This window comes from Kitasatospora sp. NPDC088548, assembly GCF_044753005.1.
Taxonomy (GTDB): domain Bacteria; phylum Actinomycetota; class Actinomycetes; order Streptomycetales; family Streptomycetaceae; genus Kitasatospora.
The window spans coordinates 1-22,255 of the sequence record NZ_JBIVMI010000011.1; the positions used below are offsets into that span (position 1 = coordinate 1).

The 22,255-nt window shown below is 70.7% G+C and carries 22 protein-coding genes and 1 pseudogene; 14 read left to right on the plus strand and 9 right to left on the minus strand.

Annotation, left to right across the window (positions count from 1 at the left end):
• A pseudogene (locus ACIP82_RS15965) lies at positions 1-257 on the plus strand (MarR family transcriptional regulator); the annotation flags it as partial.
• 75 nt (positions 258-332) lie between these two features.
• Complete coding sequence (locus tag ACIP82_RS15970) at positions 333-875, plus strand: GNAT family N-acetyltransferase (RefSeq protein ID WP_363611907.1); 543 nt, start codon at positions 333-335, stop codon at positions 873-875.
• A gap of 358 nt (positions 876-1,233) precedes the next feature.
• Here ACIP82_RS15970 and ACIP82_RS15975 read toward each other — a convergent pair whose 3' ends face one another.
• From ACIP82_RS15975 to ACIP82_RS15985, 3 genes are all read right to left on the minus strand, one after another.
• Entirely contained in the window at positions 1,234-1,443 is a 210-nt protein-coding gene (locus tag ACIP82_RS15975; protein ID WP_400653772.1) for a DUF397 domain-containing protein, read from the minus strand.
• Positions 1,444-1,751: 308 nt separating this feature from the next.
• The gene (locus ACIP82_RS15980; protein ID WP_400653773.1) at positions 1,752-1,964 is read right to left on the minus strand and encodes a DUF397 domain-containing protein; all 213 of its coding nucleotides are present in this window, start codon (positions 1,962-1,964) and stop codon (positions 1,752-1,754) included.
• Positions 1,961-2,788 carry a Scr1 family TA system antitoxin-like transcriptional regulator gene (locus tag ACIP82_RS15985; protein WP_400653774.1) on the minus strand — a complete coding sequence of 276 codons (828 nt, stop codon included), beginning with the start codon at positions 2,786-2,788 and terminating at the stop codon, positions 1,961-1,963. Before ACIP82_RS15985 ends, ACIP82_RS15980 begins: the two co-directional genes overlap by 4 nt.
• A gap of 116 nt (positions 2,789-2,904) precedes the next feature.
• On the opposite strand from ACIP82_RS15985, the gene ACIP82_RS15990 reads away from it, so the two are divergent.
• The 4 genes from ACIP82_RS15990 to ACIP82_RS16005 all read left to right on the plus strand — a co-directional run bounded on the left by ACIP82_RS15990 (position 2,905) and on the right by ACIP82_RS16005 (position 4,798).
• Entirely contained in the window at positions 2,905-3,429 is a 525-nt protein-coding gene (locus tag ACIP82_RS15990) for a hypothetical protein (RefSeq protein WP_400653775.1), read from the plus strand.
• Positions 3,430-3,446: 17 nt separating this feature from the next.
• Entirely contained in the window at positions 3,447-3,698 is a 252-nt protein-coding gene (locus tag ACIP82_RS15995; protein ID WP_363611923.1) for a hypothetical protein, read from the plus strand.
• A 316-nt stretch (positions 3,699-4,014) separates the two neighbouring features.
• On the plus strand, positions 4,015-4,380 hold the full coding sequence (locus ACIP82_RS16000; protein ID WP_400653776.1) for a hypothetical protein: 366 nt from the start codon (positions 4,015-4,017) through the stop codon (positions 4,378-4,380).
• Positions 4,367-4,798, plus strand: a complete 432-nt coding sequence (locus ACIP82_RS16005; protein ID WP_363611925.1) for a hypothetical protein — start codon at positions 4,367-4,369, stop codon at positions 4,796-4,798. Before ACIP82_RS16000 ends, ACIP82_RS16005 begins: the two co-directional genes overlap by 14 nt.
• Before the next feature lie 94 nt (positions 4,799-4,892).
• On the opposite strand, the gene msrB is transcribed toward ACIP82_RS16005, so the two are convergent.
• From msrB to ACIP82_RS16025, 4 genes are all read right to left on the minus strand, one after another.
• The gene (gene msrB / locus ACIP82_RS16010; protein ID WP_363611927.1) at positions 4,893-5,300 is read right to left on the minus strand and encodes a peptide-methionine (R)-S-oxide reductase MsrB; all 408 of its coding nucleotides are present in this window, start codon (positions 5,298-5,300) and stop codon (positions 4,893-4,895) included.
• A 27-nt stretch (positions 5,301-5,327) separates the two neighbouring features.
• The gene (murC, locus tag ACIP82_RS16015; protein WP_400653777.1) at positions 5,328-6,758 is read right to left on the minus strand and encodes a UDP-N-acetylmuramate--L-alanine ligase; all 1,431 of its coding nucleotides are present in this window, start codon (positions 6,756-6,758) and stop codon (positions 5,328-5,330) included.
• A gap of 163 nt (positions 6,759-6,921) precedes the next feature.
• A complete protein-coding gene (locus ACIP82_RS16020) occupies positions 6,922-7,383 on the minus strand; it encodes an indole-3-glycerol phosphate synthase (RefSeq protein WP_400653778.1) in 462 nt (153 codons plus the stop codon).
• A 141-nt stretch (positions 7,384-7,524) separates the two neighbouring features.
• Entirely contained in the window at positions 7,525-8,292 is a 768-nt protein-coding gene (locus tag ACIP82_RS16025; RefSeq protein ID WP_400653779.1) for a pyrimidine reductase family protein, read from the minus strand.
• A gap of 138 nt (positions 8,293-8,430) precedes the next feature.
• Between ACIP82_RS16025 and zapE the strand changes: the two genes are divergently transcribed.
• The 4 genes from zapE to ACIP82_RS16045 all read left to right on the plus strand — a co-directional run bounded on the left by zapE (position 8,431) and on the right by ACIP82_RS16045 (position 13,689).
• The gene (gene zapE / locus ACIP82_RS16030) at positions 8,431-9,486 is read left to right on the plus strand and encodes a cell division protein ZapE (protein ID WP_363612022.1); all 1,056 of its coding nucleotides are present in this window, start codon (positions 8,431-8,433) and stop codon (positions 9,484-9,486) included.
• A 36-nt stretch (positions 9,487-9,522) separates the two neighbouring features.
• Positions 9,523-11,616: an excinuclease ABC subunit UvrB gene (uvrB, locus tag ACIP82_RS16035; RefSeq protein WP_363611935.1), complete on the plus strand. Its 2,094-nt coding sequence runs from the start codon at positions 9,523-9,525 to the stop codon at positions 11,614-11,616.
• Positions 11,617-11,886: 270 nt separating this feature from the next.
• On the plus strand, positions 11,887-12,468 hold the full coding sequence (locus ACIP82_RS16040; RefSeq protein ID WP_363611937.1) for a TerD family protein: 582 nt from the start codon (positions 11,887-11,889) through the stop codon (positions 12,466-12,468).
• Positions 12,469-12,708: 240 nt separating this feature from the next.
• Complete coding sequence (locus ACIP82_RS16045; RefSeq protein ID WP_363611939.1) at positions 12,709-13,689, plus strand: TerC family protein; 981 nt, start codon at positions 12,709-12,711, stop codon at positions 13,687-13,689.
• Between the two features lie 99 nt (positions 13,690-13,788).
• On the opposite strand, the gene ACIP82_RS16050 is transcribed toward ACIP82_RS16045, so the two are convergent.
• Both ACIP82_RS16050 and ACIP82_RS16055 read right to left on the minus strand, forming a co-directional pair.
• A complete protein-coding gene (locus ACIP82_RS16050; protein WP_363611941.1) occupies positions 13,789-14,442 on the minus strand; it encodes an MBL fold metallo-hydrolase in 654 nt (217 codons plus the stop codon).
• Between the two features lie 89 nt (positions 14,443-14,531).
• A complete protein-coding gene (locus ACIP82_RS16055) occupies positions 14,532-15,335 on the minus strand; it encodes a maleylpyruvate isomerase family mycothiol-dependent enzyme (RefSeq protein ID WP_400653780.1) in 804 nt (267 codons plus the stop codon).
• Between the two features lie 270 nt (positions 15,336-15,605).
• Here ACIP82_RS16055 and uvrA point away from each other — a divergent pair, with 270 nt between their 5' ends.
• From uvrA to rapZ, 4 genes are all read left to right on the plus strand, one after another.
• The gene (gene uvrA / locus ACIP82_RS16060; RefSeq protein WP_400653781.1) at positions 15,606-18,515 is read left to right on the plus strand and encodes an excinuclease ABC subunit UvrA; all 2,910 of its coding nucleotides are present in this window, start codon (positions 15,606-15,608) and stop codon (positions 18,513-18,515) included.
• A gap of 105 nt (positions 18,516-18,620) precedes the next feature.
• Positions 18,621-19,058, plus strand: a complete 438-nt coding sequence (locus ACIP82_RS16065; RefSeq protein WP_400653782.1) for a Rieske (2Fe-2S) protein — start codon at positions 18,621-18,623, stop codon at positions 19,056-19,058.
• 51 nt (positions 19,059-19,109) lie between these two features.
• Entirely contained in the window at positions 19,110-21,212 is a 2,103-nt protein-coding gene (uvrC, locus tag ACIP82_RS16070) for an excinuclease ABC subunit UvrC (RefSeq protein WP_400653783.1), read from the plus strand.
• Between the two features lie 124 nt (positions 21,213-21,336).
• Positions 21,337-22,242: an RNase adapter RapZ gene (gene rapZ, locus ACIP82_RS16075; RefSeq protein ID WP_363611951.1), complete on the plus strand. Its 906-nt coding sequence runs from the start codon at positions 21,337-21,339 to the stop codon at positions 22,240-22,242.
• Positions 22,243-22,255 lie beyond the last annotated feature (13 nt).

The window sequence follows — 22,255 nt, forward strand, 5'->3', positions numbered from 1 at the left end:
GCGGCTGGACCCGGGACGCGCTGACGGGCATCCTGTCCGCCCCGCTCCCGGAGAAGATCACCCGAAGTGTCGGCGCCGTCCTGGCGGCACGGCTGACGAAGGTGCCCCCGTTCCCATCCGCCCACCGGCCGGCACCGTCCGAGGCTGCTCCGGCGCCTCGCCAGGCGTCTCCCGAGTGCCAGGGCGACGACGGCCTGTGCCGTCGGCCGGTCCCGAGCGCGGACCGACTGTGCTCGGAGTGCCGGGACCAACTGTGAGGACGCCACTAGGGCGTGTATCGAAAGTGCCTAGTGAAGAGGGCGGAGAGCCCAATTGTGATCCAGAATGATTGGATGGTCACGCTTGAGACTCCCCGTTTGATCCTGCGTCGTTGGCGCGAGGAAGACGTTGCGCCCATGGCCGCCGTCAACGCCGACCCCGAGGTCATGCGGTGGATCCGCGACGGCAGCGTCCTTGACGAACAGCAGACACGCAGCCGGGTCCAGGCATGGGAGAGCGAGTGGGAGTCACAGGGCTTCGGCCTGTTCGCCGTGGAGATCCGGTCCACTGGCGAGCTGGCCGGGTTCACCGGCCTTTCGGTGCCCGACTTCTTGCCGGAGGTACTCCCGGCGGTTGAGGTCGGCTGGCGGCTGGGACGTTCACACTGGGGGCAGGGCTTGGCCACCGAGGCTGCTGCGGCCGCTGTACGGTTCGGGTTCGAAGAGCGAGGGCTGGAGCGGATCGTCAGCATCACGCAAGTGGGCAACGACGCCTCCGAACGGATCATGACCAAACTGGGGATGCATCCGGTCCGTGAGACCGTCAATCCCACCGGCGGTCGGCGAGTACGGGTGTTTGAGGTGTCGTCGGATCAGTACGTCACAACCACTCGTTGATGGCTGCGACGAGGGCGGTCGCCTCGTAGCGGACCGCGAGTTTGTCGTACCGTGTGGCTACAGCGCGGTGTCTTTTGAGCCGATTGATGCCGCATTCGACCGCGTGCCTTGCCTTGTAGTCTTCGGGGTCGAACTTCAGCGGACGACCGCCGCGTGAGCCGAGCTTCTTGCGGTTGCGGGCCTGGTCGGCCTTGTCCGGGATGGTGCAGCGGCTTCCTCTTCAGCAGTTGCCGGCGGTTGGCGAGGTACGCGACTCGCTCGGGGTGCCGGGACTGAAGGGTGCTGGAGACAGGGAGAGACCCCACCACATCGGGGAGAGGCGGTGGGGTCTCGGGTGGGGCGCGCTCAGGGCGCAGCATCAGATGGTGCCGAAGTCGCCCGACTTGACGCCCGCGACGAACGCGGCGAACGCGTCGGCGGGGAAGACGAGCGCGGGGCCTTCGGGGTCCTTGGAGTCACGGACGGGGACGACGCCGGAGAAGTGGGGGGCCACCTCGACGCAGTTGCCGCCGTTGTTGCTGTGCCGCGACTTCACCCACCGAGCGTCGGTCAGATCGATGTGTGTCATTCAAGTCCCTTTCTCACCGCGCGGATCATGGTGAGTGAGGCCACCTTCGACAGTGACTCCACCTGTAGTTGGTCGTAGTCTCTCTTCCACGCTGCGACCGCTCAAGATGGCCCCTGCCTGGGATTCGGCGTATCCGACGACCGTGTGGATGGCCGGTGGCGGCTTCCTCTTCAGCAGTTGCCGGCGGTTGGCGAGGTACGCGACTCGCTCGGGGTGCCGGGACCGAAGGGTGCTGGAGACAGTGAGAGACCCCACCACATCGGGGAGAGGCGGTGGGGTCCCGGGTGGGGCGCGCTCAGGGCGCAGCATCAGATGGTGCCGAAGTCGCCCGACTTGACGCCCACGACGAACGCGGCGAACGCGGCGGCGGGGAAGACGAGCGCGGGGCCTTCGGGGTCCTTGGAGTCACGGACGGGGACGACGCCGGAGAAGTGGGGGGCCACCTCGACGCAGTTGCCGCCGTTCTGACTGTGCGAGGACTTGAACCACTGGGCGTTTGGCAGCTTTACGGGATCGGTCATGTCAGGTCCTTCCAAGCAGCGCGGATCATGTCGAGGGACGCCACGTCGGACCGGGCTCCCACCTGTAGCCGATCGTAGTCCCTCGCCCAATTCCTCACGGTGTCTGTTTCCCGCGTCAGAAAGCCGCGTTCCTGGGATTCCGTGTACCCGACCATGGCCCGGTCTTGCATGGTCAGCAGGACGACCGGCAGCGCAAAGGGCCGCCGCTCACCCATGGAGAACGGCGCAACCTGGACAAGCATCCTTCCGGCGGCGGTGAGCTGCGCCAGGTGGTCGAGCTGTTCGCTCATGACCTGCGTACCCCCCACGAAACGACGTAGGCAGCTCTCGTCAAGTACGGCGTACACCAGCGGTGCCGTCGGCTTGCTGAGTCGCTGTTGCCGTGTCAGCAGATAGGACACCCGTTCCTCGGCCTGGGTGTCCGTGATCGTCCCGCGCTTCACATCAGCAGCGGCCAGGGCCTCGGCGTAGGCCTTGGTCTGGAACAGGCCCGGAATGACACCAAGCTCGAACATGCGTAGCTCGGCCGCTTTGGCCTCGTACGCCGCGTACTCGGGGAACCCCTCAAGTAGTGAGCTGTGCTTGAGATTCCACCACATCAGTTCAAGCGTTCCCCCAGTCGCCAGCTTCTCATCTGCACGGACCGCAAAGTCGAATGTAGGAGTGCGCATCGCCCGTTCGATGCACGAAACGAAGGAGTTGGAGAATCGAATCCGCTCGCCGAGCTCAGCCTGCGTGAGCCCGTGCGCCTCCCTTGACCTGCGAAGTTGGACGCCGAAAGCCGCGAGAGGAGATGCCGTTGGGTCAAGTGTCGTACGGCGCATGTCGATCAGGCTTTCGGTTCCGAGTCCTACACGGACCAAGTGTCGAGTCCAACAGCTTCCGATCGTAGCGCCGAATGCCGATCCTGGTAACGGAGCGACTACGGAAAGGAACGGCCATGGGCGCAACCGGATCGGGCGACTCCCTGCTCTCCCGCATGGTTGGGAAGCAGCGAAGAGCGGCCCGCAAGGCGTGTGCGGAGATGCGCGAGGCCACGGAAGAAGCCGGATGTCGGCTTCCATCACTGGGCCTTGACGCCCCGTCGGGCATCACCGGTGAAGTGCTGGTGGACATGGGGCGGGCTGCCCCGGACGTCATCACGCGCCTCGCGGAGGTCATCCGGGTGGGCGCGGCGGCCCTCGCCGCCGAGGCGCCAGACGACCCCGACAGCCCCGACAGCCCCGAGGGAACGGTGACGCACCTCTGGGTGCCGCGTGTCGGTGACCTGGTGGTGGACATCTCGGCCGGGCTGGTCGGTGAGTTCTGCGGCGAGGACGGCGACCGGTGGCGACTCGCCCCGCTGGCCGGCGGGGACGAGTGGACGGCCGATCCCGTCACCGTGCGGTTCACGACCCCGGCGGACCGCGCACGGGGCGGCCCGATCCCCTACGCGGCCACCTGTAACCAGCCGAGGGCGGGATAGTGGCCAGATCCGCCAAGGTGACTCGCTTCGGCGACTGGCTACTGCGCGAGGACACCGGACCCGACATCGACCCGCCGGCCTACCTCATGGTGTGCAAGTCCGAGGGCGAGGACGGCGCCCCGTGCGGGAAAGACTCCGGTGAGGTCAACTCCGTTGCCGAGTCCGCCGAGTGGACTCGCAAGCATGGGTGGGCGCACCCCGACCACCGGTCCTTCCGCCTGCTGGCCGACGTGCCGATGGTGATCGTTCCCGAGGTGGAGCCGCTCTGATAGGGCGGCCCCCGTTTCTCCCGTCCCGGGCGTTCTTCCGTTCCGCCCGGGACGGGGCACCGATCCCGGCACGCGGTGGCGCGCCGGGCAGCTCCGGGGCTTGATCACGCCCCGTGAGCCCCGCCCCGGTCGTTTCGCGCCGACCGGGGCGGGAACCCAAGACCCCCGCCCCGGTGCTGTCATGGCCGACTTCCCCGGGGCGGGCACCAGCCGCCGGCCGCCTGTGCAGGGCCGGGCGGAGCACAACCCCCGCCCCGGTGGCGTGACTTCGGATCCACGGACGACCGGGGCGGGGGCTTCTACGAGGAAAGGCGCCATGGCAAACGGGCCCGACACGAGTCCGGTTCAGTCGCAGATCATCGCGGCCACCGCGGACATGATCCTCGGCTCGTCCGACGACGATCTGCTTCCGGGCGCCGGGGGATGTCACTGCCTCCACCGGGCCGCCGGGGGCTGTGTCACGGACCTGCGTCCGGTGCTCCACACCATCCTGACCGTCTTCGGACGCACGGGTCTGGTGATCAGGATCAGACGGATCTACGACCCCGTGTCCCAGGTCCTCCGTCGCACGGAAATCCGTCTCCGAGGGGTTGCCCCGGACACCGGACGGCCGACCGAATGGATCGCCGAGTGCGCCCGCACGGCGCGGGCCGAAGGGGGGTCGCAACGTGCCGTTCGCTGAACTGGAATGGAGCCTGCCCGGCGGGGAGCGGTTCCCCGTGGCGTTCCGGATACCGGGCGAGCCGGCCCCGACCACGGCGCCCCGCCACTACCACCTGTTCCACAGCCATGCGGAGGAGCCCGTCGCCGGAGGGTACCGACTGGTCAGGGCGGCGGCATGGCGGTTGGACACCACCGTGCGGACCGCAGAACGGGCCGTCGAGTGGCTGGTGGCTGCCTGGGTGCGGGCCGGACGGCCGCACCCGGTACCGCCGATACCTTCGGCCGTGCGCACGCACCGCGCGCTGGTGTCCCTGGCAGCCGGCGTCGACATCGAGTGGGCCGGGTGGGTGCCCGGCGACCGGGGGCCCTACGTCCGGCTGGTGGCCGCGTGCTGTAGCCGTACGGGAATCCACCCCCCGGCACCGCCCCCGTTCTGATCCCGAGCCCCGGATCGGCGGCGCCGTGCGACCGCCGATCCGGGTGGCTCCGGGAGCACGCACCTGGCGGTGTCAGCCCGGGGCTCTGTACTGCTCAGCCCTCGGCGGGCTTGAGCGTCAGGGAGATGCTGTTGATGCAGTAGCGCTGGTCGGTCGGCGTGCCGTAGCCCTCGCCCTCGAAGACATGGCCCAGGTGGCCGCCGCAGCGGGCGCAGCGGACCTCCACCCGGCGCATGCCCAGCGAGGTGTCCTGGATGTACTGGACCCGGTCCTCGGCGAGCGGAGCGTAGTAGGACGGCCAGCCGCAGTGGCTGTCGAACTTGGTCTCGGAACTGAACAGCTCGGCGCCGCAGGCGCGGCAGCTGTAGACGCCCACCGTCTTGGTGTCGGTGTACTCACCGGTGAACGGGCGCTCGGTGCCGGCCTCGCGGAGCACGTGGTACTCCTCGGGGCTGAGCTGGGCGCGCCAGTCGGCGTCGGTCTTCTCGATCTCGTAGCTCATGTCGGCGGACTCCCGGTCGGGGCGGACTCAGACGTTGGTGGCAACGCTCGCGAGGTGCTCAAGGCCCTTCTCCAATTGTTCCAGGACGGCCGGCCCCAGGTTGGTGACATCGCCCGCGCCCATGGTGAGCAGCAGGTCGCCCGGGCGGGCCAGGCCGGCCAGCAGCGCGGGGGCGGCGTCGAAGGAGTGCTCGGCGGTGACCTCGGCACCGGCGCGGCGGGCCGCGTCGATGATCAGCTCACTGGTGACGCCGGGGACCGGGTCCTCGCGGGCCGGGTAGATGTCGAGCACCACCGAGGCGTCGGCGAGGGCGAGCGCCTGGCCCATCTCCTCGGAGAGCTGCTGGGTGCGGCTGAACAGGTGCGGCTGGAACACCACCAGGACCCGGCCGGCCCCGTCCAGGCCCTCGCGGATCGCCTCCAGGTCGGCGGTCATCTCGGTCGGGTGGTGGGCGTAGGAGTCGATCACCTGGACCCCGCCCGCCTCGCCCTTGAGCTGGAGCCGGCGGCGCACCCCGGTGTAGGCGCCGAGCGCCTTGGCGAGGTCGGTGGCCGGGACGCCGAGCGCGACCCCGGCGGCCAGCGCGGAGACCGCGTTGTGGGCGTAGTGCCGGCCGGGCACCGAGACGGTGAAGGCCAGCTCCGCGCCGTCCAGCAGCACGGTGACCTCGCTGGTCATGCCCCGGGCGACCACCGACAGGACCCGCACGTCGGCGTCCTCGGCGGCACCGACGGTGACCACGTTCAGGCCCTCGCGGCCGGCCACCCGGGAGGTCAGCTCGCGGGCGCCGTCGTGGTCGGCGGAGACCACCAGCGTCCCGCCGGGGGTGATCCGGCCGACGAAGGTCTCGAAGGACTCGTAGATCTCTTCGATCGAGGCGTAGTTGGCGTGGTGGTCCAGCTCCACGTTGAGCACGATCGCCACCTCGGGCGCGTACTTGTGGAAGCTGCGGTCGCTCTCGTCGGCCTCGGCGACGAAGATCTCGCCGCCGCCGTGGTGGGCGTTGGAGCCCGGCGCGTCGAGGTCGCCGCCGATCGCGTAGGACGGGTCCAGACCGACCTCGCCGAGGGCGACGGCGAGCATGCTGGTGGTGGTGGTCTTGCCGTGGGTGCCGGCCACGGCCAGCGCCCGGCGGCCGCCCATCAGCGCGGCGAGGGCGTCGGAGCGGTGCACCACCGGGATGCCGCGCTCGCGGGCCACGGCCAGCTCCGGGTTGTCGGCGCGGATGGCGCTGGAGACGACGACACTGCTGGTGCCGGCCGGCACGTGCTCGGCGGCGTGGCCGATCCGCACGGTGGCACCGAGGGCGCGCAGCGCGTGGACGGTCTCCGACTCCTTGGAGTCGCTGCCGGAGACGCTGGCGCCGCGGACCGCGAGGATCTTCGCCAGGCCGGACATCCCGGCGCCGCCGATACCGATGAAGTGCGGGGCGTGCAGATCGTGCGCGGCGTCGTTCAAGGCGGGACTCCGTACGGGCGGGGGCGGGACGGTGGAGGTGCGGACGATGTGCGAATCGTCCTCGCGGACGGGCCGCAAGGACGATTCTGCACCACCGGCGACGGGCTCCTCGCCCGCCTCCGGCCGGGAGCCACCCCGCCCGGGGGCGGGCGGGGAGCGACGGTCAGGAGTCGCTGGCGAACAGCCGCAGGACCGGGACACCCACCTTGTGCCGGGCCTGGGAGGCCCAGTCACGGTGGAAGAACTCCTCCACGAAGTGCGGCGAGGTGAGCACCACGACCTCGTCGGCCCGGTGCTCCTCGACCACCGCCCGCAGCCGCTCCAGCGGCTTCTCCTCGACCAGCTCGCCGACCGCCTCGGCACCGGCCCGGCGCAGGTGGCGCAGGCTGTGTTCGAGCGACTCGCCGGCCACCGTCGGCCCGCTCTCGGACTCGTCGTGCTCGTGTGCCAGCTTGTCGAGGTGGCCGAGGGCGACGTCGTCCAGCGCCCGCAGCAGCTCGTCCTGCTTGCCGCGGGGCTGCATCAGCACCACGAAGGACACCTTCTCCTCGCTGTGGAGCGTGGTGACCAGCTCCACATCGGCGTCCGAGAGCGCCTTTTCGATCATCAGTACCGTCTTGAACACGTGAGTCCCTTCCCATGGCCGGCCCCCGGGCTCCGGCGTCGCATCCCATACTGCCCGGCGGAAGCTTTCCGCACGCTGCTCACCCGGCACACGGGCCACGCGGGCGGAAACGCCGATGGGAGCAGGATCACCATCCGGAGGTCACGGGGTCGGCGGACGCAGGTAGCGAGTGAAGAGGAATCCTTTCTGCTCGATCAGTGAGACCAGCCTCATCCGCTGCACGTCAGGCATCCGCGCATGGTGGATGATGCGCGGCGCGTCGCCGGCCGTGATCAGCGGCGCCAGCGACAGGCACAGCTCGTCCAGCAGGCCGGCGGCGGCCAGCTGTCCCAGCAGCCGGGGGCCGCCCTCGCTCAGCAGCCGGGTCCAGCCCCGGTCGGCCAGCGCCGCCACCGCCGCCCGCAGGTCCACCGAGCCCTTCCCGGCCACCACCACGTCCGCCACCCCGGCGACCGCGCGCAGGTCCGCCGCCGGCGCGTCCTCGGTGGTGATCACCACCGTCCGCACCAGCGGCTCGGTGAACAGCGGTGCCGTCAGGTCCAGCGCCAGCGAGCGGCTGACGATCGCGATCGCCGGCGCCGGGGCCTGCCCGGCCGCCCGGCGCGCCGCGGCGAAGTCGGCGCGGGCCCGGGCCGGCCGGTACCCCTCGGCGCGGACCGTCTCGGCGCCCACCAGCACCACGTCCGACAGCGCCCGCAGCACCCCGAAGATCCGCTTGTCGGCGTCCCCGGAGAGCCCCTCGGAGAGCCCGTCCAGCCGGGCCCCGCCGTCGAGACCGGCCACCATGTTGGCGCGCAGCCACGGGCGGCCCCGGTTCACCTGGTCGGGGTACGCGTACACGGCGGCGAGCGACTCCAGCGAGGCCGGGTCGGCGAACGGCTCGCTCAGCGGGCTGATCAACTGTTGCATGTCAACCAGTCTCGTTGCATGTCAACCCGGGTTCCACCCCCGGCCGGCACCGAAGGTCCCGCCCTGACCGCTCCACGACCAGGCGTACCCTCTACTAACGTGCCCGCAGCCCCACACCCCGACGCCGCGACCGAGTCCATAGCGACCGTGAGCGCGGCCGGCGCCCCCGTCGCGCTCACCGACCGCCGCCCCGTCGTCCCCGCCGAGCGCCTGGTCGCCGAGATGGTCCCCCCGCCGCGCTTCTCCGACGTCAGCTTCGGGACGTACCTCCCGGACCCGAACCAGCCCAGCCAGTACGAGGCCGTCCAGGTCCTGGAGCAGTTCGCCGGCGCGCTCAACAGCGGAAACGGTTCCGCCCCGAAACGCGGCTGGTTCCGCCGCACCGCCCCCGCGCCCACCGGCCCGGCCGGCGTCTACCTGGACGGCGGCTACGGCGTCGGCAAGACCCACCTGCTCGCCTCGCTCTGGCACGCCGCCCCCGGCCCCAAGGCCTTCGGCACCTTCGTCGAGCTGACCAACCTGGTCGGCGCCCTCGGCTTCCAGCAGGCCGTGCAGACCCTCTCCGGCCACCGGCTGCTCTGCATCGACGAGTTCGAGCTGGACGACCCGGGCGACACCGTCCTGGTCTCCACCCTGCTCGGCCGCCTGGTGGCGAACGGCGTCAAGCTCTGCGCCACCTCCAACACCCTGCCCGAGAAGCTCGGCGAGGGCCGCTTCGCCGCCGCCGACTTCCTGCGCGAGATCCAGGGCCTGTCCGCGCACTTCCGCCCGATGCGGATCGACGGCCAGGACTACCGCCACCGCGGTCTGCCGGACGCCCCGCCGCCCTACCCGGACGAGACCGTGGACGCCGTCGCCGCCCGCACCCCGGGTGCCTCCCTGGACGACTTCGGCGCCCTGCTCGGCCACCTCTCCGCCGTCCACCCCAGCCGCTACGGCGCGCTGCTGGACGACGTGAGGGCGGTCTGCCTGCGCGGTGTCCGGCAGGTCGACGACCAGTCCACCGCGCTGCGCCTGGTCGTCCTCGCCGACCGGATGTACGACCGCGAGCTGCCCATCACCGCCTCCGGCATCCCCTTCGACCAGGTGTTCCCCGAGGAGATGCTGCGCGGCGGCTACCGGAAGAAGTACCTGCGGGCGATCTCCCGCCTGGTCGCCCTCGCCCGGGACAGCGCCCGGGGCGGGACGGAGTAGTCCCCGCTTGTCACTGGTGGGTCGTACGGTGGACCCGTGCGACCCATCACGAGCATTGAGCGGTCAGAGGCGCCCTTCGAGGTCGTCAGTCCCTACCAGCCCAGCGGTGACCAGCCCGCGGCGATCGCCGAGCTGGAGCGCCGGGTCAGGGGCGGGGAGAAGGACGTCGTCCTGCTCGGCGCCACCGGCACCGGCAAGTCGGCCACCACGGCCTGGATGATCGAGAAGCTGCAGCGCCCCACCCTGGTGATGGCGCCGAACAAGACCCTGGCCGCCCAGCTGGCCAACGAGTTCCGCGAGCTGCTGCCGAACAACGCGGTCGAGTACTTCGTCTCGTACTACGACTACTACCAGCCCGAGGCGTACGTCCCGCAGACGGACACCTACATCGAGAAGGACTCCTCGATCAACGAGGAGGTCGAGCGGCTGCGCCACTCCGCGACCAACTCGCTGCTCACCCGCCGGGACGTGATCGTGGTCGCCTCCGTCTCCTGCATCTACGGCCTCGGCACCCCGCAGGAGTACGTCGACCGGATGGTCCGGCTGAAGGTCGGCGAGGAGATCGACCGCGACGTCCTGCTCCGCCGCTTCGTCGACATCCAGTACACCCGCAACGACCTCGCCTTCACCCGCGGCACCTTCCGGGTCCGCGGCGACACCATCGAGATCTTCCCGGTCTACGAGGAACTCGCCGTCCGGATCGAGATGTTCGGCGACGAGATCGAGGCGCTGTACACCCTGCACCCGCTCACCGGCGAGATCATCAGCCAGGACGACTCCGTCCACGTCTTCCCCGCCTCGCACTACGTGGCCGGCCCGGAGCGGATGGAGCGGGCGGTCAACGGCATCGAGCGGGAACTGGCCGGGACGCTGGCCAGGCTGGAGAAGCAGGGCAAGCTGCTGGAGGCCCAGCGGCTGCGCATGCGCACCACCTACGACATCGAGATGCTCCGCCAGATCGGCACCTGCTCCGGCGTGGAGAACTACTCGATGCACTTCGACGGCCGTGAGCCCGGCTCGCCGCCGAACACCCTGCTCGACTACTTCCCGGAGGACTTCCTCCTGGTCATCGACGAGTCGCACGTCACCGTCCCGCAGATCGGCGCGATGTACGAGGGCGACGCCTCGCGCAAGCGCACCCTGGTCGAGCACGGCTTCCGGCTGCCCTCCGCGATGGACAACCGCCCGCTGAAGTGGGAGGAGTTCCTGGAGCGGATCGACCAGACGGTCTACCTCTCGGCGACCCCGGGCCCGTACGAGCTGTCCCGCGGCGACGGCCAGGTCGAGCAGATCATCCGCCCGACCGGCCTGATCGACCCCGAGGTGATCGTCAAGCCGACCGAGGGCCAGATCGACGACCTGGTGCACGAGGTCCGCAAGCGGGTCGAGCGGGACGAGCGCGTCCTGGTCACCACCCTCACCAAGAAGATGGCCGAGGACCTCACCGACTACATGCTCGGCCTGGACATCCGGGTCCGGTACCTGCACAGCGACGTCGACACGCTGCGCCGGGTGGAGCTGCTGCGCGAGCTGCGGGCCGGGCGGTACGACGTGCTGGTCGGCATCAACCTGCTCCGCGAGGGCCTGGACCTGCCCGAGGTCTCCCTGGTGGCGATCCTGGACGCGGACAAGGAGGGCTTCCTGCGCTCCGGCACCTCGCTGATCCAGACCATCGGGCGCGCCGCCCGTAACGTCTCCGGCCAGGTCCACATGTACGCGGACCGGATCACCCCCTCGATGGAGAAGGCCATCGACGAGACCAACCGCCGCCGGGCCGTGCAGCAGGCGTACAACACCGAGCACGGGATCGACCCGCAGCCGCTGCGGAAGAAGATCGGCGACATCCTGGACACCCTCTCCCGCGAGGACGTGGACACCGAGGAGCTGCTCTCCACCGGTTACCGGGGATCGGGCGGCAAGGGCAAGGCCCCGGTGCCGGCGCTGGGCGCGGACCGCAAGCCGGCCAAGAGCATGCCGGCCGCCGAGCTGGCCGAGCTGATCCAGTCGATGACCGACCGGATGCACACCGCCGCCGCGGACCTCCAGTTCGAGGTCGCGGCCCGGCTGCGGGACGAGGTCAAGGAGCTGAAGAAGGAGCTGCGGCAGATGCGCGAGGCGGGTATCGCGTAGGGGCTGCCCGGGCACGTCCGCGGCGCTCACCCCGGGCCGGCCGGGATCCGTCACCGGTCAAGCCCGGAGGTGTCTCAGCCCTGCCACAAAGGGGTAGACGTTGACCGATGCGCCCGGGGGGCGGCACCGCAGGCCCTAGGCTGGCCTGCGGTGCCGCCCCGGGCGGGCGGTGCGCATCAGGGGGCCTCAGCCGGGGGACGGCAACGGGGTGTTCCACCGTGGAGCCGGCGCGGCGAGCGGCCGCGTGGCTCGGGCAGAGAGGACAACGCCGTGTCGGTGAACCTTGCCAAGGGGCAGCAGGTCAGCCTGCAGAAGGGCGCGGGCGAGTCGCTGACGGTCGTCCGGATGGGGCTGGGGTGGCAGGCCGCACCCAAGCGCGGCCTGTTCGGCAGCCGGACCAGGCAGATCGACCTGGACGCCTCGGCCCTGCTGTACGCCGAGCGGACCCCGTCCGACGTGGTCTTCTTCCAGCACCTGGAGAGCACCGACGGCTCGGTGCGGCACACCGGGGACAATCTGGCCGGCGGGGCCGGCGCGGGGGGCGACGACGAGTCCATCCTGGTCGACCTGGCGCATGTACCGGCGCACATCACCCAGGTGGTGTTCACGGTCAGCTCGTACACCGGGCAGACCTTCGCCGAGGTGCGGAACGCGCACTGCCGGCTGGTGGACGACTCCACCGGGGTGGAGCTGGCCCGGTACGAGCTGGCCGGCGGCGGCCCGCACACCGGGCAGATCATGGCGAAGGTGTTCCGCGAACCGGCCGGCGGCTGGGGGATGCTGGCGATCGGCGCACCGGCCCGCGGCCGGACCTTCCAGGACCTGCTGCCGGCGATCGAGCCCTTCCTGTAGGCCCCGGTCTGTAGGCCCCGACCGAGAGGGTTCTTTACCTTCTTTACCTTCCTTTGGCCTTCCTGTTACTCTCGATGGCAGCGGAGGGGAGTATTCCCCCGCAGCTGTCCCGTCATCACGGGTGCCCCGAGCGGCGCCCCGGGGCGCTGGTCCGTGCGGCGCCCCGGAGCGGGCCCGGCGGGCGGAAGAGACCTCCGGCAGTGACGATGTCTGTCTCGCCTACCTGCCGGAGGAGCAGTAGTGGACGTTTCCGTAGCCATGTGGGTCTCAACGATCGGTGTGTTGATCGCACTGATCGTGGCCGACTTCTTCATCGGAGGGCGCAAGCCGCACGAGGTCTCCATCAAGGAGGCCGGTATCTGGACCGCGGTCTGGGTCGTGCTGGCGCTGATCTTCGGCGGGTTCCTCTGGTGGCACTCCGGCTCGACGCCGGCCGGTGAGTTCTTCGCCGGTTACATCACCGAGAAGTCGCTCAGTGTCGACAACCTCTTCGTGTTCATCCTGATCATGGGCAAGTTCGCGGTGCCCAAGATCTACCAGCAGCGTGTGCTGATGTTCGGTGTGATCATCGCGCTGGTGCTGCGCGCGGGCTTCATCGCCGGCGGCGCCGCCCTGGTCTCCACCTTCTCCTGGGTCTTCTACTTCTTCGGCGCGTTCCTGGTCTGGACGGCCTGGAAGCTCATCAAGGAGGCCCGCGCCGAGGAGGCCGACGAGGAGTTCGAGGAGAACCGCCTGCTCAAGTCCATCGAGCGGCGCTTCCCGTCGACCGACGTCTACCACGGCACCAAGCTGTTCATCCAGGAGAACGGCCGTCGGCTGATGACGCCGATGCTGATCGTCATGCTGGCGATCGGCACCACCGACGTCCTGTTCGCGCTGGACTCGATCCCCGCGATCTTCGGTCTCACCCAGGACCCGTACATCGTCTTCACCGCCAACGCCTTCGCCCTGATGGGCCTGCGGCAGCTGTACTTCCTGATCGGCGGGCTGCTGAAGAAGCTGGTCCACCTCTCGTACGGGCTGTCGGTGATCCTCGGCTTCATCGGCGTGAAGCTGGTGCTGCACGCGCTGCACGAGAGCGGTGTGCACGTGCCGGAGATCAGCATCCCGGTCTCGCTGGGCGTCATCGTGGTGGTGCTGGCCGTCACGACCGTGACCAGCCTGATCGCCGCGAAGAAGCAGGACCGCAGCGGCGACCACCCGGAGAAGATCGACGCCTGATCCACCGGCCCCGGCCGGACGAGCACGGCGGACCCGCGACCGAGCAGTGGTCGCGGGTCCGCCGCCTTTCCGCTTCCGGGAGCCCGTCGGGCCGGGGGGCTACCAGCCGCGCTCGCGCCACTCCTGGAGGTGCGGGCGCTCGGCGCCGAGGGTGGTGTCGTTGCCGTGGCCGGGGTAGACCCAGGCCTCGTCGGGCAGGACGTCGAAGATCTTCTCGTTGACGTCCCGGAACAGGCTCTCGAAGGCCGCCGCGTCGCCCCAGGTGTTGCCGACGCCGCCCGGGAAGAGGCAGTCTCCGGTGAACACGTGCGGGTGGCCCTGCGGGTCGTCGTAGACCAGCACGATCGCGCCGGGGGTGTGGCCGACCAGGTGCCGGACGGTCAGCTCGACCTGGCCGACCCGGACCGTCCCGCCGTCCTCCAGCAGCACTTGGGTCGGCACGTCGATGCCCTCGGCGTCGTACCGCCCGGCGGCGGTCCGGGCGCCGGTGGCCGCGACCACCTCGGCCAGCGCGCCCCAGTGGTCGTGGTGCCGGTGCGTGGTGACGACGGTGGCCAGGCTCTCGCCCACCGACTCCAGCAGCACCGGCGCCTCGGCGGCCGCGTCGATCAGCAACTGCTCGTCGGTGGCCCGGCAGCGCAGCAGGTAGGCGTTGTTGTCGTACGGGCCGACGGCCACCTTGGTGATGATCAGATGGGCCAGCTCGCGCACGTCCGGCGGTCCGCCGACCTTCACCGCTCCGTGGTACGTCATCCGTCCGCTCCTCGTCGTGTCGGGTCCGCCGGGCACCTCGCCCGGCCGAGTCGTCCCTGCTGCCAGCATGGTCGGCCGACCGCCCGGTGTCAGCCCAGGGGTGGGAGCGACGGCAGCGCGGTGCGGGCGTCGGCGAGCTGGACGCCGCCCCGGTGGACCTGGAGGCCGTCGCCGTCCGAGCGGCCGGCGAGCCAGGCGGCCAGCGCCCGCACCGGGCCCTCGGCGGTCAGCCCGGGGGTGTCCGGGGCCGCGCCGATCCGGGCCCGGTCCGCGGTGTCGTCGGCGATCAGCTCGACCGGGGGCAGTTCCGCGCTGTCGGCCAGCCGTGCGGCCAGGCGATGGAATTCGGCCACCGCGAAGGACTCCGGCCAGTGCGCGGGGGTGTGACCGGCGTCCAGGTCGACGTGGTGGTACTCGAGCTCCATCAGCCGCTTCCAGGGGATCTCCGTGGCCTCGAAGGTGTAGCCGGCCCGGTGGCGCACCTCGGCCGACCAGGTTTCGGCGGGCAGCTCCGCGGCCGCGGCGGCGAACCGCTCGGCGGACTCGCGCAGGTCGGCGAGCTGCGCGTCCAGCGGGCGCGGCGCGCCCTCCTCGATGCCCTGGTCGCGGGCCTCGGCGCTGGCGTACTGGGGGATGTCGGTGCCGGTCCGGGCGCCGTTCAGCAGGTTGACCAGGGAGTCGGCGTTGCGGGCGAGGTGGGCCAGCACATGCCCCCTGGTCCAGCCGGGCAGGGCCGAGGGCTCGGCGACCGCCTCGGGCTTCAGGCCGGCCACGGTGTGCAGCAGCCGCCCGGTGCTCTCGGCGGCCAGACGCAGCCGCTCGGCGGCCGTGGCTGCGGGGGTGGTGGCGGTGGCGGCTGCGGAGCCGGCGGTGTCGGTCTGCGGGTCGGTCATCGGTCGGGCCCTCCGATCGGCTGGTTCTCGGCGTTGCCCGCGCGGGGCTCCGCTCGTTGACCAGCCGACGCTACCGCTGATCCCGGCCCTGAGCAGGAGCTTTTTCGGACTGGGTGCGGACGCGCCAGGTCACGACCGCACTCGTTCGGGTGAACTCCACTGGACATGGTCGAGAATCGAACGCATGAGCTATAGGCTGGCTGCCGCATCCTGGAAGAAGTACACATCTCACCGCAAGCCATCTCGCCCCGGAGAAAGGCGCCAGAAGCAGTGGCCGACCGCCTCATCGTCCGCGGTGCTCGCGAGCACAATCTGAAGAACGTCTCGCTCGACCTGCCCCGCGACTCCCTCATCGTCTTCACGGGCCTCTCCGGCTCCGGCAAGTCCTCGCTCGCCTTCGACACGATCTTCGCCGAGGGCCAGCGCCGCTACGTGGAGTCGTTGTCCTCCTACGCCCGTCAGTTCCTCGGGCAGATGGACAAGCCCGACGTCGACTTCATCGAAGGCCTCTCCCCGGCCGTCTCGATCGACCAGAAGTCCACCAACCGCAACCCCCGTTCCACCGTCGGCACCATCACCGAGGTGTACGACTACCTGCGCCTGCTGTTCGCCCGGATCGGCAAGCCGCACTGCCCGCACTGCGCCCGCCCGATCGCCAAGCAGTCCCCGCAGGCCATCGTCGACAAGGTGCTGGAGCTCACCGAGGGCACCCGGTTCCAGGTGCTCAGCCCGGTGGTCCGCGAGCGCAAGGGCGAGTTCGTCGACCTGTTCGCCGACCTCCAGTCCAAGGGCTACGCCCGCGCCCGGGTGGACGGCGCGACGATCCAGCTCGCCGAGCCGCCCAAGCTCAAGAAGCAGGAGAAGCACACCGTCGAGGTGGTCATCGACCGCCTCACCGTCAAGGAGAGCGCCAAGCGCCGGCTCACCGACTCGGTGGAGACGGCCCTGCGGCTCTCCGGCGGCATGGTCGTGCTCGACTTCGTCGACCTCCCGGAGGACGACCCCGAGCGCGAGCGGATGTACTCCGAGCACCTCTACTGCCCGTACGACGACGTGTCGTTCGAGGAGCTGGAGCCGCGCTCGTTCTCCTTCAACTCGCCGTTCGGCGCCTGCCCGGACTGTTCGGGTCTGGGCAACCGGATGGAGGTCGACCCGGAGCTGGTCGTCCCCGACGACGAGAAGTCGCTGGACGAGGGCGCCATCCACCCCTGGTCCGGCGGCCACACCAAGGAGTACTTCCAGCGCCTGATCGACGCGCTCGCCGGCGAGCTGGGCTTCCGCACCGACATCCCCTGGGCCGGGCTGCCGGCCCGCGCCAAGAAGGCGCTGCTGTACGGGCACAAGCACCAGGTCGAGGTGCGCTACCGCAACCGCTACGGGCGCGACCGGTCCTACACCACGGGCTTCGAGGGCGCGGTCCCGTTCATCCAGCGCCGGCACACCGAGGCGGAGAGCGACAGCAGCCGCGAGCGCTTCGAGGGCTACATGCGCGAGGTGCCCTGCCCGACCTGCGAGGGCACCCGGCTCAAGCCGGTGGTGCTGGCCGTCACCGTCGAGGGCCGCTCCATCGCGGACGTCTCGGCGATGTCGATCAGCGACTGCTCGGACTTCCTCGGCGCGATGAAGCTCAACGCCCGGGACAAGCAGATCGCCGAGCGCGTCCTCAAGGAGGTCAACGAGCGGCTGCGGTTCCTGGTCGACGTCGGCCTGGACTACCTCTCGCTCAACCGGGCGGCCGGCACCCTCTCCGGCGGCGAGGCCCAGCGCATCCGGCTCGCCACCCAGATCGGCTCCGGCCTGGTCGGGGTGCTCTACGTGCTGGACGAGCCGTCCATCGGCCTGCACCAGCGCGACAACCACCGCCTGATCGAGACCCTGGTCCGGCTGCGGGACATCGGCAACACCCTGATCGTCGTCGAGCACGACGAGGACACCATCAAGATGGCCGACTGGGTGGTCGACATCGGCCCGGGCGCCGGCGAGCACGGCGGCAAGGTGGTGCACTCCGGCTCGCTGAAGCAGCTGCTCACCAACAAGGAGTCGCTGACCGGCCAGTACCTCGCCGGCAAGCGCTCCATCCCGATCCCGGCCGGCCGCCGCGAGCGGGACAGGAAGCGCCAGCTGACGGTGCACGGCGCCCGCGAGCACAACCTCAAGGACGTCACGGTCGGTTTCCCGCTCGGGACGTTCACCGCGATCACCGGGGTCTCCGGCTCGGGCAAGTCCACCCTGGTCAACGACATCCTCTACACCCACCTCGCCCGGGAGCTGAACGGCGCCCGCAGCGTGCCGGGGCGGCACACCCGGATCACCGGCACCGACCTGGTGGACAAGGTGGTGCACGTCGACCAGTCGCCGATCGGCCGGACGCCGCGCTCCAACCCGGCCACCTACACCGGCGTGTTCGACCACGTCCGGCGGCTCTTCGCGGAGACCCAGGAGGCCAAGGTCCGCGGCTACCTGCCCGGCCGGTTCTCCTTCAACGTCAAGGGCGGCCGCTGCGAGAACTGCTCGGGCGACGGCACCATCAAGATCGAGATGAACTTCCTGCCGGACGTCTACGTGCCGTGCGAGGTCTGCCACGGTGCCCGGTACAACCGGGAGACGCTGGAGGTCCACTACAAGGGCAAGTCCATCGCCGAGGTGCTGGACATGCCGATCGAGGAGGCGCTGCACTTCTTCGAGGCCGTCCCGGCGATCGCCCGGCACCTGAGGACGCTCAACGACGTCGGCCTCGGCTACGTCCGGCTCGGCCAGTCCGCGCCGACGCTCTCCGGCGGTGAGGCGCAGCGCGTCAAGCTCGCCTCCGAGCTGCAGAAGCGCTCCACCGGGCGGACGGTCTACGTGCTCGACGAGCCCACCACCGGCCTGCACTTCGAGGACATCAGCAAGCTGATCAAGGTGCTCTCCGGGCTGGTGGAGAAGGGCAACACGGTGATCGTCATCGAGCACAACCTCGATGTGATCAAGACCGCCGACTGGGTCGTCGACATGGGCCCCGAGGGCGGTTCCGGCGGCGGCACCGTGGTTGCCGAGGGCACCCCGGAGCAGATCGCGGCGGTCTCGGAGAGCCACACCGGCAAGTTCCTCCGGGACATCCTCCCGGGCGAGTTCACCGACGCCCCGGTCGCTCCGGTCAAGGCGAGGGCCCCGCGCAAGCGGGCCGCCGCCAAGAAGTAGCGCGCGACATCCCGCCCGGCCGCCCCCGTCGACGGAGGCGGCCGGGTAAGCGCCGCATAGACTTCCGCCGACGCGCGCAGCAGCCGATCCCAGGAGTGAACCACGATGTCAGAGGCCCCCGAGAGCCCCGCCACCTCCCGCCGCACCCTGCTCTGCGGGGCGGCGGCCGTCCTCGCGGCCGGCGGCGGCGCCCTGGCGGTCTCCGGCTGCTCCTCGTCCTCCTCCGACTCCTCCGGTGGCGCCAAGTCCCCGGTGGACGTCGGTCCGGCGGCCGGTGTGCCGGTCGGCGGCGGCACCGTCTACCGCGACAAGAAGATCGTGGTGACCCAGCCGACGGCGGGGGAGTACAAGGCGTTCAGCGCCAAGTGCACCCACGCCGGCTGCATCGTCGACCAGGTCAAGAACCAGCAGATCCAGTGCCCCTGTCACGCCAGCCGGTTCAGCATCACCGACGGCGCGGTGCAGGACGGTCCGGCCCCCACTCCGCTGCCCGCCTACACCGTCGTGGTCGAGGGCGGCAACCTCAAGGTGACCCCGAGCTGAAGCAGTTGATCTCCCCTCCGCAGCCCCGGCCCGACTCGGTACGGTGGACCCATGGCTGACCCGTCCACCTACCGCCCGGCACCGGGTGCGATCCCGACCTCACCGGGTGTCTACAAGTTCCGCGACGCCCACGGGCGGGTCATCTACGTCGGCAAGGCCAAGAGCCTGCGGCCGCGGCTGTCGTCCTACTTCCAGGACCTCGCCGGGCTGCACCCGCGCACCGCGACGATGGTCACCACCGCCGCCTCGGTGGAGTGGACGGTGGTCTCCACCGAGGTCGAGGCGCTCCAGCTGGAGTACTCCTGGATCAAGGAGTTCGACCCCCGGTTCAACGTCAAGTACCGCGACGACAAGAGCTACCCGGAGCTGGCGGTCACCCTCGGCGAGGAGTACCCGCGGGTCCAGGTGATGCGCGGGGCGCACAAGAAGGGCGTGCGCTACTTCGGTCCGTACGGGCACGCCTGGGCGATCCGCGAGACGGTCGACCTGCTGCTGCGCGTCTTCCCCGTCCGGACCTGCTCCAACGGCGTCTTCAAGCGCGCCGGCCAGGTCGGCCGGCCCTGCCTGCTCGGCTACATCGGCAAGTGCGCCGCGCCCTGCGTCGGCAAGGTCTCGGCGGACGAACACCGGGCGCTGGCCGAGGACTTCTGCGACTTCATGGCCGGGCGCACCGGCAACTACCTGCGCCGGCTGGAAGAGCAGATGCGGGAGGCCGCCGAGGATCTGGAGTACGAGAAGGCCGCCCGGCTGCGCGACGACATCGGGGCGCTCAAGCGCGCGATGGAGAAGAACGCGATCGTGCTCGCCGACGCCACCGACGCGGACCTGCTCGCCGTCGCCGAGGACGAACTGGAAGCCGCCGTCCAGATCTTCCACGTCCGCGGCGGCCGGGTCCGCGGCCAGCGCGGCTGGGTCACCGACAAGGTCGAGGACGTGGACACCGCGGGGCTGGTCGAGCACGCCCTCCAGCAGCTCTACGGCGGCGGCAACGAGGCGGTGCCGCGCGAGGTGCTGGTGCCCGCGCTGCCCGAGCCGGCCGAACCGGTCCGGGAGTGGCTGGCCGGTCTGCGGGCCGGCCAGGCGGGCAAGGCGGGCCAGGTGGACCTGCGGGTGCCGCAGCGCGGCGACAAGAAGGACCTGATGGCCACCGTGCAGCGCAACGCCCAGCAGGCGCTGGCGCTGCACAAGACCAAGCGCGCCTCCGACCTCACCACCCGCAGCCGCGCCCTCCAGGAGATCGCCGACGCGCTGGAGCTGGACTCCGTCCCGCTGCGCATCGAGTGCTTCGACATCTCCCACCTCCAGGGCGAGGACGTGGTCGCCTCGATGGTGGTCTTCGAGGACGGCCTGGCCCGCAAGAGCGAGTACCGCCGCTTCCAGATCAAGGGCTTCGAGGGCCAGGACGACGTCCGCTCGATGCACGAGGTGATCAGCCGCCGCTTCCGCCGCTACCTCCAGGAGCGCGAGCAGACCGGCGAGTGGGCCGTCCCCGAGGCCGACGACCCCGGTGCCGAGGCCGGTGCCGTCGACCGGGCGGCCCCGGGCCAGGAGGCCCCCGCAGGACCGGTCGACCCGGAGACCGGCCGCCCGCGCCGCTTCGCCTACCCGCCGCAGCTGCTGGTGGTGGACGGCGGCCAGCCGCAGGTCGCCGCCGCCAGACGCGCCCTGGACGAGCTCGGCATCGACGACATCGCCCTCTGCGGCCTGGCCAAGCGGCTGGAGGAGGTCTGGCTGCCCGGCGAGGACGACCCGGTGGTGCTGCCCCGCAGCAGCGAGGGCCTCTACCTGCTCCAGCGGGTCCGCGACGAGGCGCACCGGTTCGCGATCGGCTACCAGCGCACCAAGCGTTCCAGGCGACTCACCGCCGGAGAACTGGACTCCGTCCCCGGCCTCGGCGAGACTCGCCGCCGGGCGCTGCTCAAGCACTTCGGTTCGCTGAAGAAGCTCCGGGCGGCCACCGTCGACGAACTCTGCGCCGTCCCTGGCATCGGGCGGCGGACCGCGGAGACTGTTGCGGCAGCGTTGTCCTCCCGTACACCGGCGGCACCGGCCGTGAACACCGCGACCGGCGAGATCATCGATGACAGTGCCGACGAGGCCGCCGAGCCGGCGCCCGCCGCAGCCCAGACCGCACCATCCCGGGAGACGCCATGACGGCCGACGCCGACCGTCAGCCCGCGCGCCCCGCGTTCACTCGCCCGAGTGAGCCGGGGAAGCGCGGCCGCGCCACGCGCGTTCTCCTCAGCAGAACCACCGAGAGCGGGGAACCGAAGTGACGATGTCCGACGATGGGGGTACCCCCCGGCCGCCGGCCGCGGGGGAGAACACCCCGGAGCTAGTGATCATCTCAGGTATGTCCGGAGCCGGCCGCTCCACCGCGGCCAAGTGCCTGGAGGATCTGGGCTGGTTCGTGGTCGACAACCTGCCGCCCGCCCTGATCCCGACCATGGTCGACCTCGGCGCCCGTTCCCAGGGCAACGTCGCCCGGATCGGCGCCGTGGTGGACGTCCGTGGCCGCCAGTTCTTCGACGACCTGCTCACCTCGCTGGACGAGCTGGAGAAGCGCGGCGTCCGGCTCAGCGTGGTCTTCCTGGACTCCTCCGACGACGCGCTGGTCCGCCGGTTCGAGAGCGTGCGCCGCCCGCACCCGCTCCAGGCCGACGGCCGGATCGTCGACGGCATCGCCCAGGAGCGGGACCTCCTGCGCGAGCTGCGTGGCGAGGCCGATCTGGTGATCGACACCTCCAACCTCAACGTGCACCAGCTGCGCGCCAAGCTCGACGCCCAGTTCGCCGACCACGACGAGCCCGAACTGCGCGCCACCGTGATGTCCTTCGGCTTCAAGTACGGCCTGCCGGTCGACGCCGACCTGGTGGTGGACTGCCGCTTCCTGCCCAACCCGCACTGGGTGCCCGAGCTGCGGGCCCGGACGGGCACCGACGCGGACGTCGCCGACTACGTCTTCCAGCAGCCCGGCGCCAACGAATTCCTCAACGGCTACGCCGAACTGCTGAGGATCGTCACCGAGGGGTACCGACGCGAGGGGAAGCGCTACATGACCCTTGCCGTAGGCTGCACCGGTGGCAAGCACCGCAGCGTCGCGATGTCCGAGCGCCTGACGAAGCGTCTCATCGCCGATGGTGTCGAGACGGTGCTCGTCCACCGTGACATGGGACGGGAGTAGCCGCCGCGCCCCT